This is a genomic window from Streptomyces sp. WM4235, assembly GCF_001279725.1.
Lineage (GTDB): Bacteria > Actinomycetota > Actinomycetes > Streptomycetales > Streptomycetaceae > Streptomyces.
Genome location: NZ_LGDE01000415.1, coordinates 1 through 15,333, shown reverse-complemented (window position 1 = coordinate 15,333; position 15,333 = coordinate 1). Strand labels below are relative to the sequence as shown.

Below are 15,333 nucleotides of genomic sequence, written 5' to 3'. Positions count from 1 at the left end.
GGTCGACACGGGGGCGCGGCCGGGACGGGCGGCGAGGTCGTCCCGCCCTCCCCGCCCGGCCGCCGGGGCCGTTCAGGGGCGACGCATGGTCTCGGTGAGCCGGCCGCGCAGGTGGGCGAACTCCGGGGAGGAGCGCAACGCGGCGACGTCCGTGGTCGGAGCGCGGTCGAGCGGGACCGGAAGCTCCGCCACCACCCTGCCCGGATTCGCCGCCATCACCAGGACGCGGGAGCCCAACAGGACGGCCTCCTCGGCGGAGTGGGTCACGAACAGCACCGTCGTCCCGAGGCGGGCCGCCAGCGTACGCACCTCCTCCTGGAGCCGTTCCCGGGTCAGCGCGTCCAACGCGGCGAACGGCTCGTCCATCAGCAACAGCTCCGGCTCCGCCGCCAGCGCCCGGGCGATTGCCACCCGCTGCTGTTGGCCGCCCGACAGCTCCCACGTACGCCGCGCCGCCAGGCCCGGCAGCCCCACCCGCTCCAGCAGCTCCGCGATCCGGGCGGGCCACTCCGCGCGCGGGACCCCGTGCCGGGCCAGGGCGAAGCCGAGGTTCCCGCCGACGGTGCGCCACGGGAACAGCCGAGGCTGCTGGAACACCACCCCCGCGCCGCGGCCGGGCTCCGGGGTCCCGCCCCGGACCAGGGCCGTTCCCACCGCCGGCCGTTCGAAGCCGGCGGCCACCCGCAGCAGGGTCGTCTTGCCGCAGCCGGAGGGGCCCACCAGGACGACGAACTCGCCCGGGTGGATCCGCAGGTCGACCCCCTCGACCGCCGTGACCCGCTGTTTCGCCGGACCGTAGCGGACGGACACGCCGGCCAGTTCCACGGCCGCGGGCGCCGGGGGAGCGTCAGTTCGCGGCACGGCCGAGCTCCTCCACCGCGAGCGCCCGCCCGAACACGGCCTGGTCCGGGACCGCGTCCACCGCCTTCTGTCCCTTCAGGAACACCGCGGCGTCGTGCAGGTGGCCGGCCAGCTTGCCGGGGGCGCCGGGCGTGCCCAGGTATTCCGCCCCGGTCTGCTCTTTCGCGCTCAGCAGCACCAGTTCCGACAACTGGCGCTTCGCCTCGCCCGCCGGCAGGCCGAGCTCCGCGCCGATCGACTTGGCCGCCTGGTCGGGTGCGGTACGCGCCTGGGCGACCGCCTGGTCCTGGGCCTTCAGCCAGGCGGTCACCACCTCGGGGTGCTTGGCGGCGAAGTCGTTGGTCACCACCCCGAGGTCGGCCGTCGGCTTGCCCTGCTGCGCGACCTGTCGGCTGGTGATCAACACCTTGCCGTCCTTGGCCAGTTCGCCGAGCGTGGGCGTCCACACGTACGCGGCGTCGATGTCCCCGCGCTTCCACGCCGCCAGGGTGTCCTGGGGTTGGAGGTCGATGGTCTTCACGGACGACGGTTCGACTCCGGCGGCGGTCAGTGCGGCGAGCAACGAGTAGTGCGAGGTGGAGCCGTAGGGGGTGGCGACCTTCTTTCCGACCAGGTCCTTCACCGAGCCGATGCCGGGCTTGGCGACGAGGGCCTCGTTGTCGCCGATCAGGTCGTGGATCCACACCACCTTGTAGGGGATGTTCAGCGGCGCCGACAGCCCCTTCGTGACCGGGCTGGAGCCGGCCAGGCCGAGGTCCACGGCCCCCGCGAGGACAGCGGTGTTGACATCACCCCCCGATTCGAACTTCACCCACTTCACGTTGGCCTCGGGGAGGGCCTTCTCCAGCAGCCGCTGGTTCTTCACGACGAGGTCGGCGTTGGGTATCGACTGGTAGGCGATCCGTACGGTGGTGCGCCCCGCGCCGTCCGAGTTCGCGCCGGCGCCCCCGCAGGCGGTGGCGCCGGCGGCGGTCAGGGTGACCGCGGCGGCGAGCAGGAAGGTACGGCGCGAGAGGAATCCGGTCATGGCTGTGCTCCGGTGTGAGTGGTGGTCTGTCCGAGTGGTGCGGTGTTGGGGCGGGGCGGGGCGGGGCGGGGCGAAGTGAGGTGCTGTGAGGTGAGGTGAGGTCGCGTCCGTGGGTGGTGCGGACCACTCAGGTGCGGCCGCGCCAGGGCACGCCGATCCGCTCGACGCCGCGCAACAGGGCGTCGAGCACGATCCCGGACAGCCCGATGGCGAGGATGCCCGCGATCACCAGCGCGGTCTGGTTGTAGCGCTGTGCGTCGCGGATCATGCCGCCGATGCCCGGAGTCCCGTTGATGGTCTCCGCCGCGACGACGGAGGTGTACGCCACACCCACCGCGATCCGGATGCCGGTGAGGATCTCCGGCAGCGCGGCGGGAAGACGCACCGACAGCAGCAGGTGCGCCGGACCCGAGCCCAAGGCGCGCGCCGCCTCGACGAGTTGATCGGGGACGGTGCGAACGGCCGCGGCCGTCGCGGCGGCGATCGGCGGCAGGGCGGCGATCACCAGCAACCAGATCTTCGGGGCCTCGTCGATGCCGAACCAGATGACGAGCAGCGACAGGTACGCGAGCGGGGGCAGGGTCCGCAGGAACGTCACCACCGGTTCCAGTACGACGGCCAACGGTCGGACCACGCCGATCAGCAGCCCGAGCGGCACCCCGACCAGCACTGCGTACCCGGCGCCGGTGCCGATCCGGCCCAGGCTCACCCCGAGGTGTTCGATCAGGAGGTGGCCGCCGTAACCCCGCACCCCGTCGTGCGTGGTGGAGGCGAGCACGAACTGCCGCCACACGTCACCGGGCGAGGGGACGAGCACCCGGGGCCACACCTCGGCGGCGACCACCGCCTGCCAGACCCCGATCAGCACGATCAGCGACACGAGCCGCAGGGCGCCGCGGCGCCCCGCCTCACGGAGCCGGCGCCGGCGGCCCGCGGTGACGGTCGGGTCCGCGTCGGGGGAGGGGAGTCGATCGGTCGCCGCGGTCAGCAGGGTGCTCACGCCGAGGCCGCCGTCCCGGTCAGGGCCCGCAGCCGCGGCGCCACCTCTTCGCCGACCCGGAAGGCCTCCTCCAGATGGGGGTACCCGGACAGGATGAACTCGTCGATTCCCAGGGTCCGGTACTCCGCGAGTCGGGCGGCCACCTCGTCGTGCGAGCCGACCAGGGCGGTGCCGGCGCCCTCGCGGACCAGGCCGATGCCCGCCCACAGGTTCGGCGACACGGTCAGTCGGGCCGCGTCCGCGACCCCGCCGTGCAGCGCGGCCATGCGGGCCTGCCCGACGGAGTCCATGGTCGCGAACCGTTCCTGACTCGCCCGGACGGCCTCCGGGTCCAGCCCGGCGAGGATCCGGTCGGCCTCCGACCAGGCCTCGGCCGCGGAGTCCCGGCTGATGACGTGCAGCCTCAGTCCGAAGCGCAGGGTCCGACCGGCGGCGCGGGCCCGTTCACGGAGTCGGCTCACACGTGCGGCGACGGCGGCGGGCGGCTCGCCCCACAGCAGTTGTACGTCGGCCCGGCGGGCGCTGACGTCCTCCGCGGCGGCCGACGCTCCGCCGAAGTACAGCGGGACGTGGTGTCGCGTCGCCGGATCCGTGAGCCGGGCTCCTTCGAGCCGCAGATGGGTCCCGCGGTGGTCCACCTGTTTGCCGTCCAGCAGGTCCCGGAGCACCGCCATCACCTCGTCGGTGCGCGCGTAGCGGGCGTCGTGCTCCAAGTGGTCCCCGTAGGCACGCTGCTCCGCGGGGTCTCCGCCGGTCACCAGGTTCAGGCCGAGCCGGCCGTTCGCGAACCGGCGGAAGGCGTCGGCCTGTTGCGCGATCAGCGTGGGCGCGGCCAGGCCCGCCCGGAACGCGACGAGGAACCCGATCCGGTCCGTGTGTTGGGCCAGTGCGGAGGTGAGGATCCAGGGATCCACGCAGCCGAGGCCCACCGGCGTCAGGAGAGAGTGGAAGCCGGCCTGCTCGGCGGCCCGGGCGACCTGCGCCAGGTAGGGGATGTCGGCCGGTCGGCGGGTGGCCGCTCCGGTGCGGCCCTGGACGGAGGTCACCCCGCCGGGGTCGCGGCCGTCCCCGCCGGTGGGCAGGAACCAGTGGAGCAGAAGGGGGTTCTCGGGCACGGTGAAACCTCGTCGGGGCAGCGCGGCACGTGCCACCGCCCGGCGGTGGCACGTGTACACGGGCAGAAGGGAGTCAGGAGCGAACGCGAAGGGAGCGAGGGCGCCGGGGTGGATTCGAGAGCGGCGTACCGGGGCCGCACGAGGGCGGACGGGAACGCGGTTCGCGGCGCGCCCGGCGGCGCGCGGTCATCCGTACGCTGTCAGGAGCGGCGGATCAACAGCCGTGCGTACGGGAGGAGTCGGCCCGACAGAGCATGGTCGACACGCGCAGCAGATCCACGTGACGACGCGAGACGAGAAGGGGGGCCATGGCCGCATCCTGTCGGGGTTCGACCACCCGGGACAAGCGCGGTCCGTATCGTGGACGCCGGCGTTCCGGGAAGTGGGACGGTAGTCGAGGGGCGGGGACGCGGGCGCGGGGCCCGGATCGGGTCACCGGCGGCGGTTGACCGGCAGCCTTCCCAGCACCGACGCCATCGCGCAGGTGTCGGTCAGCGCGGAGAACACGAGCCCGCCCGCCACCGCGGCGCTCAGGAGCAGGAACGCCGGGTGCGTGAAGGTGCCGAGGGCCAGCCCCAACAGGACGAGCGTGCCGACGGTGATCCTCACCTGCCGTTCCATGGCCCACACGGCCCGACGGCCTTCGGCGGGGTACTCCAGTGCGTGACCGCCCGCGGACCAGGCGCCGGTCCCGCCGGTCAGGCTGCCGGCGGTGACGCCGTGACCGGCCAGGGTGTGGGCCGCGTTCCGTGACCGGGCTCCGGAGGCGCAGACCAGCAGCAGCGCCCCGCCGGAACCCCCGGCGAGTTCGGCGGCCTTCCGCAGCTCGGGCAGTGAGTCCGTGATCCGGTCGAGCGGGATGTTGGTCGCGCCCGGCAGGTGGCCGGAGGCGTACTCGCCCGGCGTGCGGACGTCGACGACGGCGAACTCCTCGGGGCGGGCATGGACCTGGTCGACCGTGACGGCGAGGGTCAGGGGAGTGCTCATGGCGGACGTGCTCCTCGGAAGGGAACGGCGCGGGAACGAGATCGGCTCGGAGGTACCGCGGTGGTGCCCCCGGGCACGGGCGAAGGCGCGGCGGGGCGTGCGGGGGCGTGCGGGCAGGCGTCAGCGTCGACAACAGGGGCGCGGCAGAACGCGCGGCGTGACGGCCATGCCGCGGATCATAGACACCCCGGACGCGTGCGCGCCGGCGCCCCGCGACGCTCGCAACACGCCCGCAATGTGGATACGACGAAGCCGACCCGGCGCGCAGGCCGGGTCGGCTTCGTCGTGAGGTGCGCGGGCGGCGGTGGCGTCGCCCTCAGGCGGCGGCCTCCTCGCCGTCATCGGGGATGCTGACCAGCCAACGGCTGTCCTGGCGCGGGCGCAGGTACAGCGCCCAGTACAGCGTGGCGACGGCGGTGATCCCGCCCGTCCACAGCAGGTACCGCGTCTCCTGCTGCGTCAGGATGTACGCGAACACGGCGATCAGCACCACCGGCACGGCCGGCCACAGCGGCATCCGCCAGGCCGCCGACGCCCCGTGCGTCCCGCGGCGGCTGTACAGCGCGGCGACCGCGACCAGCAGGTACATGCCGGTGACCGAGACGCCGGTGACCCCGTAGAGGGTGTCGAGGTTGACGAAGCACATGGCCGCGCCCGGAACGCCGACCAGCAGCGTGGCCACCCACGGGGAGCCGAAGCGGCCGAGCCGCGACAGGGCGTTGTTGACCGGCTCGGGCCAGGCCTTGTCGCGGGCGGAGGCGAAGAGCACCCGGGAGTTCTGGATGACCATCACGATGCCCGCGTTGACGATCGCGAGGGCGACGCAGAGGCTCACGAAGGTGCCGACGGCCGAGTTGGACCAGGCCGTGACCATCGAGCCGATGTCCCCGGAGGTCAGCACGGCCAGGTCGGGGGCGCCCATGGTGATGGCGATGACCGGGATCAGGATGACGGCGGTGGAGATGGCGAGGGTGGCGAGCACGGTCCGCGGGACGTTGCGGCGCGGGTTCTCCAACTCCTCCGACAGGTAGACGGCCGTGGAGAAGCCCTGGGTGATGAAGAGGGCGATGGCCAGCCCCGAGACCACCATCATCGCGGTGACGGGGGAGGTGCCCCCGTTGTCGGTGGCGACGGCGCCGTGCACCAGCACGTCGGCGCCGCGCTCGCTGTGGGCGAAGCCGAGTACGGCCACCAGTGCGGCGGCGATCACTTCGAGGACCAGGAAGATGCCGGTGATCCAGGCGTTGGCCCGGAGGTCGAGCAGACCGGCGAGGGTGGCGAGCAGCATCACGCCGGCGCCCGCGACCGGTGCCGGCACGTCGATCACCGGTGCGAGGTAGTCCGCCGTGCCCATCGCGATCACGGGCGGCACGATCATCACCACGAGGAGGGACAACACGAACACGAGCCACCCGGCGAGCCGGCCCGCCAGGGTGGACACCATCGCGTACTCGCCACCGGCGCTGGGGATGAGGGTGCCCAGTTCCGAGTAGCAGAACGCCACGCCGACGCAGAGCAGCGAGCCGATGGCGATGGTCAGGGCGGCCCAGGTGCCGAGGTCGGCGAACAGGTCGGGCACGACGACGAAGAGCGTCGAGGCGGGCGTCACGCACGAGAGGGTGAGCAGGGTTCCGCCGACGACGCCGATGGAACGCTTGAGCTTCTGGGGGACGGGCCCGGTGGCGGGGGCGAGGGCCTGGGGTGCGCTGATCGTGTCAGACATCGGTGCGGTGTTCCGATCGGCAGATGCGGTGAGTGAGCGCGGGAGCGGTATCGCCTCCGAGGCGGTGGTGAGCAAGGTGGTTCGGTGGCTCCCGGGCCGTCATGCAATCCCTGCGAGATCCGCAGGTCAAGAGCTGTTCACCTGCGGATTCCATCGTCACGCGCCCGCTTCCGGCCCCCGATACGGTGTTAAGGCCGCGTAAACGTTGAACGAACGAGCGGTGCGGGAACCGCAGGATGATCGTCGCGAATTTTCCTCCGCTTTGCCGATCCGGGACCAGAACGGCTCCGAGCCCCGCGTACGGGAGGCTACTGCGGGTAAGCGCGGCCCATGACGGTCAAGAAGACGAGCGTTCTCGTACTGGACTGCGCCGAGCCGGAAGGCCTGGCGCACTTCTACGCCGATCTCCTCGGCGCCGAGGTGCGGGCCGGGGTGGGCCTGGACATGGTCGAGGTCGTCGGAGGCCCCGGCGTGCACCTGGCCATCCGCAGGGACCTCGGTCACGCGCCGCCGAGTTGGCCGCACCCCGAGGACTCCCAACAGGCACACCTGCGGATCCAGGTCGCCGCCGAGGACCTGGACGAGGCCGAGCGGGAGGCGGTGTCGCTCGGAGCCCGGCCCCTGGACGTGGACGTGGAGGACGGCCCGCGCGACGCCCGGCTCTTCAGCGACCCGGCCGGGCACTCCTTCACCCTCGCGGCCACCGGCCCTCTGCGCACCTGAGCCCCGGCCCCCGACGACAGGATCTAGCGGGGCGGCTCCGTGCGGGACGCCAGCAGCAGGGCGATGTCGTCGGGCCGGTCGTCGGTGTTCCCGACCTCGTGGACCAGCCGGTCGGCCATGTCCGTCAGCGGGGACGGCCGGCCGCCGGCCAGCGCGAGCCGCAGCCGCTCCACGCCCACGTCGATGTCGATGCCGGGCCGCTCCACCAGCCCGTCGGTGTACAGGGCCAGCACCGAGCCCGCCGCGAGCCGCAGTTCCGCCACCGGATAGCCGGCGTCCGCGTCGATGCCGAGCACCACCCCGCCCGGCAGGTCCAACACCGAGGTGTGGCCGTCGGGTTCGCGCAGCAGCGGCTGCGGGTGGCCCGCCCGGACGGCGCGGGCCCGGCCCGAGGCCAGGTCGATCAACACGTAACAGCAACTGGCGAACTGGCCCGGGTCGAGGTCGATCAGCAGCCGGTTGGTGCCCCGCATCACCTGTTCGGGGTCATTGCCGCTCAACGCGAAGGCCCGCACCGCGCTGCGCAGTTGACCCATGGTCGCGGCGGCGGCCACCCCGTGGCCCTGTACGTCGCCGATGACCAGGGCCAGCATGTCCGGGCCCGTCTCGACGACGTCGTACCAGTCGCCGCCGACGTCCATGCCCGCGGTGCCGGGCAGGTACCGGCCGACCGTCACCACGTGGTCGCGCACCGGCAGCCGGTGCGGCAGCAGCGCCGCCTGGAGTCCGCGGGCCAGCGTCGTCTCGCTGTCGTAACGCCGGGCCCGCTCCAGGGCCTGGGCGATCAACCCGGCCAGTGCCGTGAGCACCGTGCGCTCCTCCGGGCTGAAACCGCGCGGCACGTCGAAGCCGAGGATGCAGGAGCCCACCGGCCGACCGGAGGCGATGAGGGGGAGGAAGGCGCGGGCACCCACGTCGGCGTCCAGCGGGATCCCCGGGTACGCGGCGGCCAGGTGCTGCATGGACTCGAAGAACATCGGCCGACCCGTGGTCAGCGTCTCCACGCCCGGCAGCCGCACGTCCAGCCCGACCCCGTCGAACCGGTCCAGGAACCCCTGGGGGAACCCGGTCTCCCAAGCCAGGTGCAGATGGCGTTCGTTGAGCAGGTAGATCGCCAACTGGCGTCCGCCGAAGGCCGGCAGCAACTCCTCGGTGACCACCGCCGAGACCTGTCGGGCCGTCATCGCCTCGGTCAGCGCGATGGCCAGGGCGACCGGCCGGTACAGCGCGGACGCCCGGTCGGCGGGAGAACCGGCCAGACCGGCGCCGGGGTGCTGTACGGACCCGGGCGCGTAGGCGGGTGGTTCCGCGGCGCCGATCGTCACGGTCACCCCGCCGAGCCCGGGATGGAGTCCGACCGCGAGCCACTCCCCGGACGGATGGGGGCCGCGCCGTGCCGGGAAGTACACGGGGTCCGAGGCCAGGAACACGGCCCGGAAGTGGTCCTCGTACGCCGGATGCCCGAGCCAGGGGAGGGCCTCCCACAGCACCTTCCCGTGCGAGGCGTCGTCGATGCCGAGCATGGTCCGGGCGGCCGGGTTGAAGGTGACGATCCGGCCCTGTCGGTCCGTCGAGAGCACCGCCTGGGTGAGCCGGTCCAGGGCCTCCCGGGCGTCGTCGGTCGCCGAGGGCCCCGGCACGGACACGGGATCGTCGTCCCACACCACCCGTGCACCGGTCGCCGCGAGCGCGGCCAGTTCCTTCGCGAGCCGGTCCGCGGTCTGCCGCAGTCGCCTCCGATCGGCGGCGTCGACCGGCACGCCGGGGGTCGCCGGGCGCAGCACCAGCAACACCCCGAACCGCTCGCCGTCGCCGGTGGTCACCGGCTCGTACAGCGAGGCGAAGGGGTACGGCAGCCCGGCCATCAGCTGGGGGAAGCGCCGCATCGCCGACTCGGCGTCAAACAGGTGGACGGCCTGCCCGGACCGGTAGGCCTCCGCGACCGGGTACGGCCTGTTCACGTGCATCCGCCACCACGGCCGGAACAACCGCACGGGCAGCCCGCTGACCGCCGCCATGCGCAGCCTGCCCTCCGTGCCGGAGCGCAGGTAGACACCACCCGCGTACCCACCGACGGCCTCCATGGCCTTCACGGCCGCCCGCGCGAGCACCCGGGCCGTGGCGTCGGTGGCGGGGGTGCCACTGTCCGGTCCGGCCGTCACACAGCCAGCATGCGCCCGCGCCCGCGCCCCCGCACACCCGTCGGCGGGGTCATCCGCGCGTCCGCTCCCGGTACCCGGCCACCACCGCGACCGCCGCGATCAGCAGGACCACGGACACGGTCCGCAGCGCGACGCCCATGGCCTCGGTGAAGGCGACCACCTGCGCGGGGTCGCGCGGATCGCCGTGGAAACGGGAGGCCGACACGGTGCCCACCACCGCCACGCCCAGGGCCGCGCCGATCTCCCGGGCCGCCGTGTTCAGACCGGACCCCAGCCCGGCCTGGTGCGCGGGCAGCTCCGCGACCACCGTCAGGGTCAGCGAGGGCGCGCACAGCCCCGTACCGACCGACAGCACCAGCAGGTGGAGCGCGTACACGGCGTACGGGGTGTCCGCGTCGGCGGTGGACACCAGCAGCAGCCCCGCCCCGATCAGGCCCAACCCGACGCCGACCGGCAGCCGGGGCCCGGTGCGCTCCTGGAGTCGCGCACCCAGCCGGGGGACCAGCGCCATGCCCACGGTCAGCGGGACGATCGCCAGGCCGGTGACCGCGGGGGAGAAGCCCTTCGCGTACTGGAGGTACTGGGCGTTCACGAAGAACAGCGCGAACAGCCCGAAGAACGCCGCCCCGATCCCCAGCGTCCCGGCCCGCAGCTTGCGCGACGCGAAGATCCGCGGGTCCAGCAGCGGGTGCGCGCCGCGCAACGCGTGCCCGGTGAAGGCCGCCAGCAGCCCCGCCCCCGCACCGAACGCCGACAGGACCCGCGCCGACGCCCACCCGTGCCCGGGCCCCTCGATGATCCCGTAGACCACCCCGAACAGGGCCCCGGCCAGCAGCAGCGCCCCGACGGGGTCGACGGACGCGTCCGGACGGGAGGGCGTGCGCGGGACCGTGCGGGCCACCGCGAGCGCGAGCAGCGCGGCGAGCGGGACCACGGCCCAGAACAGGGCCCGCCAGGTCAGGAACTCGCCCGCGAGACCACCTCCGACGTTGCCCGCCAGGCCCCCGAGGCCCGCGGACAGCGTCCAGGTGGCCAGGGCCCGGCCACGCTGCTCGGGCGGGCTCAGGTGCACCAGGACCGACATGGTGGCCGGCATGATCAGCGCCGCGCCCGCCCCGCACAGACCGCGCCCGGCGATCAGTACGACCGGATCCCCCGCGAGCGCGCTCAGCGCCCCGCCCGCGGCGAACAGGCCGAGTCCGGCGAGCAGGGCCCCCTTGCGGCCGTGGCGGTCGCCGAGGGCTCCCGCCGGGATCAGCAGCGCCGCGAAGACGATGACGTACGCGTCCACCGCCCACAGCAGTTGGTCGGGGGTCGGACGCAGGGCGGAGGCGGCGAGCTGCGGGATCAGCAGGTTCACGGCGGCGACCATGCCCTGGGCGACGAGCACACAGGCGCACAGGACGAGCAGGGCGGGGCGGGTGAGGGCGGGGGCGGCTGCGGCCCGGGACGGCTTCTGGGCATGGCGGAGCACGGCTCCTCCTGGAGTCGGTCGGTGCGGGGTGGGTGCTGCTCGGGCGGTCCGGCCGCCCTGAAGGGGGGCCGGATCGGCCGCCCCGCTCACCGTAGGCTGGGCGTGACCTGCTTTCCAGTGCAATGTGTGCAAGGGATCGATGCGTGTGACGCAATCCGGGATGGACCTGAACCTGCTCGTGGCCCTGGACGTCCTGCTGGAGGAGTCGAGCGTGTCCCGCGCGGCGGCCCGCCTGCACCTGTCCGAGCCGGCCATGAGCCGCACCCTCGGCCGCATCCGCAAGGCCCTCGGCGATCCGGTCCTGGTCCGCGCCGGACGGAACATGGTGCCCACCCCGCACGCCCTCGCCGTCCACGGCGAGGTGCGGGCCGTCGTGGAACGGGCCCGCGCGCTCTTCCTCTCCGGTGGCCAGGTCGATCCGGCGACCCTGACCCGCACCTTCACCATCCTCGCGAACGACGCCTTCACGGCCGTGTCGGGCGCGGCCCTCTTCTCCCGGGTGACGAGCGAGGCACCGGGAGTACGGCTCCGGTTCCTCTCCGAGAGCCACGTCGACGTGCCGGCACTGCGGGAGGGCGTCGCGGACCTGGAGCTCACCGTCATCGACAGCCGGGCCCCCGAGGTCCGCGTCGAACACCTCGCCGACGAGCGGATGGTGGGGGTCGTCCGCGCGGGCCACCCCCTGCTCCGCGGCCGGATGACCGCACGCCGCTTCGCCGCCGCCGAACACCTGATCGTCTCGCGCCGGGGCCGGCTCCAGGGGCCCGTGGACGCCGCCCTCGCCGAACAGGGCCTCACCCGGCGGGTACGGGGCAGCATGGGCACCTACCCCGCCTCCCTCTTCGTGCTCCGCGACACCGATCTGGTCGGACTGATCACCACGCAGGGCGCGCCGCTGGCCCACGGGATGGGCCTGGAGACCTTCCCGGTGCCGCTGGAGCTGCCGACGCTGCCGTTCGGCATGGCCTGGCACGCCCGCCACGACGCCGACCCGGCGCACACCTGGCTGCGCGACCGTGCCCGCGACCTGATCACCTCGCGGGAGGCAGGCACCCGGACGGCCGCCGGCGACCCGGGCCCGGCGGCCTGACGTACCCGCCGCAAGCGGGAGTTCGACGGTCCCGCCCCCGGCGGGGCGTGGCGTCGAGCCCCGTACGCCGTACGGACCGACCCGAAACCCCGTCCGAGGGACGCACCCGCGTACGGCATCCTTCCCCGGCCCGCTCCGGGAAGGCTTGCGGACATGCGACAGCAGGACGACAGCCCGACACCCCCCACCGCCTTCTCGGCGGCCGACGCCTTCACCCTGCGCACCGCCCTGGACGCCCTCGGCGGGGTCCACGGGCTCGACACCCTCGACCTCGCCTGCGGACACGGCGGCACCACCCGACTCCTCGCGAGCGGCGGGGCCCGGCGGACCGTGGGCGTGGACAACTGCCCGGAACGCATCCGACGGGCCCGCGAGACCCGCCACGACGGCCCGGCCGGGCCCATCGAGTACGTCGTCGCCGAAACCGCCGCGATGCCGCAGTTGGGCCCCTTCGACCTGGCCACGGCCCTCTACCTGTTCAACCACGCACCCGACCGGCACGCCCTGCACTCGATGTTCCGGTCCATCCGAGCCAACCTGCGGCCCGGCGGCCGGCTGCTGGCCATCGTCCCGAACGCCGGGGCCTTCCCGCGCGTGGACTGGTCCCCGTTCGGGCTCCGCCTCCTGGCACGCGACCCCGACGGGGACGCGCCCCTGGTGCGGGCCCAGTTCCTCACCGAGCCCCCGGTGCACGTCGAGTTCCGCGAGTGGGCGCACGCCGACTTCGCGGAGGCGGCCGTCGAGGCCGGGTTCACCACCGCGGGATGGCAGCCGGCGCGGACCCCACCCCCCTGCGCCGAGCGCGACGAGGCCTTCTGGGCGTCGTACCGGGCCAGGCCGGTCAGCTCGCTGATGACCTGCGTGGCCTGAGGGCGTCCGGCGGTGCGAGACCTGCCCCGGGCGTCTCCCGCGCCCCGTACGCCCCCACCGCCCGGCACGTCACCGCGTGGCGACCGCCCGGGTCAGCGCCACGATCCGCTCGCGGGCGGCCCTGCCCTCCGGCACCGGTTGGAAGGGGTAGCCGTGCGACTGGCCCGCGGCCTCGTGGAACTCCACCTCGACGCCGGCGTCCCGCGCCCGACGGAGCAACTCGTGGCTGTCGGTGCCCAGCAGGTCCCGGGTCCCGGTGAACACCGTCAGGGGTGCCAGCCCCGCGAGGTCGCCGCGCAGCGGGCTGACCCTCGGATCGTCGGCGGCGAGCGTACCGGCGTACAGGCGCCCGGCCTCGATCAGTCCCGCCCGCCTCAGCAGCGGATCGCCCGGCTCCGCGGCCGCCTGACCGGGATGGCTCACGCTCAGGTCCAGCCAGGGCGAGACCAGGACGATCCGGGACGGCTGCGCCCCCGTGCGCTCCCGCAGGCGCTGCGCGGCGGCCAGGGCGATCCCGGCGCCCGCACAGTCCCCGATCAGCACCGTCCCGCCCTCACCGCCGCTCTCGATCAACCCGCTGAGCAGGTCGGCGGCCACTGGAACGGTCCGGTCGGCGGTCCCGCGCGGGGCCAGGATGTACGCCGGCACGACCACCCGGGCCCTCGCCCGCGTGACCAGGGTGCGGACCAACGACCAGTGGGGCCGGAGCAACTCGCCCACGTAGGCGCCACCGTGGACGTACAACACCCGCGCCGCGGGCTCGACGCCCCGCGGCGAGACGTCGTACACAGGCCAGGCCCCGACGAAGGCCCGCGAGACCTCGGCGACCCGGCCCAGTGAACGCGGCGGCAGATGCGACGCGGGCCTCCTGGCGGACTCCGCCACCCGGGCCCGCACGGCCTCGGCACCGGCGTACCGTCTTCGACGCCCCACCGCGATCAGCGCCACCGACAACGCCTTGCTGCGCAGACTCGGCACGCCCCTCACCTCCCCTTTTCCCCGCCCCCGGCGCTGCCCGCGCCGGCCCTGCCCCATCAGGTGAGGAGCATAGGCGTGAAGCTGCGCTGTCGGCCCGCTTAAGAAAGTCTCGATGGACCGATCACCACCGCGCTCGGCACATTGGTGCACGTCAGACACCACACGGGCCCGCACGCCCCGAGGTGCTCCCCTCCGCATGCCTGGAGCCACGTTCATGAAGGCACTCGTCAAGCACAAGGCCGAGCCCGGGCTGTGGCTCATGGACGTCCCCGAGCCCGAGTACGGCCCCGGCGACGTGCTCATCAAGGTGCTCCGCACCGGCATCTGCGGCACCGACCTGCACATCCGGGCCTGGGACGGTTGGGCGCAGGGCGCGGTCAAGACCCCTCTCGTGCTCGGCCACGAGTTCGTGGGAGAGGTCGCGGCGCTGGGCGCCGACGTGCGGGACATCGAGATCGGCGCGCTGGTCAGCGGCGAGGGCCACCTGGTGTGCGGGAAGTGCCGCAACTGTCTGGCCGGGCGCCGCCACCTGTGCCGCAGCACGATCGGCCTCGGCGTCGGACGCGACGGCGCGTTCGCCGAGTACGTCGTCCTGCCCGCGCAGAACGTGTGGGTGCACCGCACCAAGGTCGACCTCGACGTGGCGGCCATCTTCGACCCCTTCGGCAACGCCGTGCACACCGCGCTGTCCTTCCCGCTCGTCGGCGAGGACGTGCTGATCACCGGCGCCGGTCCCATCGGCATCATGGCGGCGGCCGTGGCCCGGCACGCCGGCGCCCGCAACGTCGTCATCACCGACGTCAGCCCCGAGCGTCTGGAGATCGCCCGCAAGGCCGGCGCCACGCTCGCGGTGGACGTCCGCGAGTCGACGATCGCGGACGCGCAGGCCACGCTCGGACTGCGCGAGGGCTTCGACATCGGCCTGGAGATGTCCGGGCGCGGCGAGGCCATGCAGGACATGATCGCCAACATGACGCACGGCGGCCGGATCGCGATGCTGGGCCTGCCCGCCCAGGACTTCCCCGTCGACTGGGCGAAGGTCGTCACCTCGATGATCACCATCAAGGGCATCTACGGCCGCGAGATGTTCGAGACCTGGTACGCGATGACCGTGCTGCTGGAAGGCGGGCTCGACCTCAGCCCCGTCATCACCGGCCGGTACGCGCACACCGACTTCGAGGCCGCCTTCGACGAGGCGTCCACCGCCCGCAGCGGCAAGATCATCCTCGACTGGACGGCGTAGCCCCCCCGCCCGACCCCGGACGGCCCGCGGCCGTCCCCCCGAACCATCTCCCTCCGGCCGGGCCCCGCCCACCCCCCCCC

Annotated in this window: 13 protein-coding genes; 4 read left to right on the top strand and 9 right to left on the bottom strand. The window is 73.8% G+C overall.

All coding sequences use genetic code 11. The features are described from left to right. Nucleotides 1-72: 72 nt before the first annotated feature. From ADK55_RS23985 to ADK55_RS23960, 6 genes are all read right to left on the bottom strand, one after another. On the bottom strand, nt 73-861 hold the full coding sequence (locus tag ADK55_RS23985) for an ABC transporter ATP-binding protein (RefSeq protein ID WP_053681850.1): 789 nt from the start codon (nt 859-861) through the stop codon (nt 73-75). Beyond that, the gene (locus ADK55_RS23980; protein ID WP_053681849.1) at nt 848-1,888 is read right to left on the bottom strand and encodes an ABC transporter substrate-binding protein; all 1,041 of its coding nucleotides are present in this window, start codon (nt 1,886-1,888) and stop codon (nt 848-850) included. Before ADK55_RS23980 ends, ADK55_RS23985 begins: the two co-directional genes overlap by 14 nt. Nucleotides 1,889-2,015: 127 nt before the next feature. Continuing rightward, complete coding sequence (locus ADK55_RS23975; protein ID WP_199826616.1) at nt 2,016-2,879, bottom strand: ABC transporter permease; 864 nt, start codon at nt 2,877-2,879, stop codon at nt 2,016-2,018. Between the two features lie 5 nt (nt 2,880-2,884). Next, the gene (locus tag ADK55_RS23970; RefSeq protein ID WP_053681848.1) at nt 2,885-4,003 is read right to left on the bottom strand and encodes an LLM class flavin-dependent oxidoreductase; all 1,119 of its coding nucleotides are present in this window, start codon (nt 4,001-4,003) and stop codon (nt 2,885-2,887) included. Nucleotides 4,004-4,435: 432 nt separating this feature from the next. Next, nucleotides 4,436-4,990 (bottom strand): rhodanese-like domain-containing protein, encoded by a 555-nt coding sequence (locus ADK55_RS23965; protein WP_053681847.1) that lies wholly within the window; start codon nt 4,988-4,990, stop codon nt 4,436-4,438. Between the two features lie 316 nt (nt 4,991-5,306). Beyond that, the gene (locus ADK55_RS23960; protein WP_053681846.1) at nt 5,307-6,713 is read right to left on the bottom strand and encodes an APC family permease; all 1,407 of its coding nucleotides are present in this window, start codon (nt 6,711-6,713) and stop codon (nt 5,307-5,309) included. A 330-nt stretch (nt 6,714-7,043) separates the two neighbouring features. Between ADK55_RS23960 and ADK55_RS23955 the strand changes: the two genes are divergently transcribed. Then, the gene (locus ADK55_RS23955) at nt 7,044-7,436 is read left to right on the top strand and encodes a VOC family protein (RefSeq protein ID WP_053681845.1); all 393 of its coding nucleotides are present in this window, start codon (nt 7,044-7,046) and stop codon (nt 7,434-7,436) included. 23 nt (nt 7,437-7,459) lie between these two features. On the opposite strand, the gene ADK55_RS23950 is transcribed toward ADK55_RS23955, so the two are convergent. Together ADK55_RS23950 and ADK55_RS23945 are read right to left on the bottom strand one after the other, a co-directional pair. Further along, complete coding sequence (locus tag ADK55_RS23950) at nt 7,460-9,598, bottom strand: SpoIIE family protein phosphatase (RefSeq protein ID WP_053681844.1); 2,139 nt, start codon at nt 9,596-9,598, stop codon at nt 7,460-7,462. Between the two features lie 49 nt (nt 9,599-9,647). Then, nucleotides 9,648-11,072 (bottom strand): MFS transporter, encoded by a 1,425-nt coding sequence (locus ADK55_RS23945; RefSeq protein WP_053681843.1) that lies wholly within the window; start codon nt 11,070-11,072, stop codon nt 9,648-9,650. 139 nt (nt 11,073-11,211) lie between these two features. On the opposite strand from ADK55_RS23945, the gene ADK55_RS23940 reads away from it, so the two are divergent. Continuing rightward, nucleotides 11,212-12,162: a LysR family transcriptional regulator gene (locus ADK55_RS23940; RefSeq protein ID WP_053681842.1), complete on the top strand. Its 951-nt coding sequence runs from the start codon at nt 11,212-11,214 to the stop codon at nt 12,160-12,162. Between the two features lie 153 nt (nt 12,163-12,315). After that, a complete protein-coding gene (locus tag ADK55_RS23935) occupies nt 12,316-13,032 on the top strand; it encodes a class I SAM-dependent methyltransferase (RefSeq protein WP_053681841.1) in 717 nt (238 codons plus the stop codon). A 69-nt stretch (nt 13,033-13,101) separates the two neighbouring features. Here ADK55_RS23935 and ADK55_RS23930 read toward each other — a convergent pair whose 3' ends face one another. Further along, entirely contained in the window at nt 13,102-14,010 is a 909-nt protein-coding gene (locus ADK55_RS23930; protein WP_063839600.1) for an alpha/beta hydrolase fold domain-containing protein, read from the bottom strand. A 214-nt stretch (nt 14,011-14,224) separates the two neighbouring features. On the opposite strand from ADK55_RS23930, the gene tdh reads away from it, so the two are divergent. Next, a complete protein-coding gene (tdh, locus tag ADK55_RS23925; RefSeq protein WP_053681840.1) occupies nt 14,225-15,253 on the top strand; it encodes an L-threonine 3-dehydrogenase in 1,029 nt (342 codons plus the stop codon). The last annotated feature ends 80 nt before the right edge of the window (nt 15,254-15,333 follow it).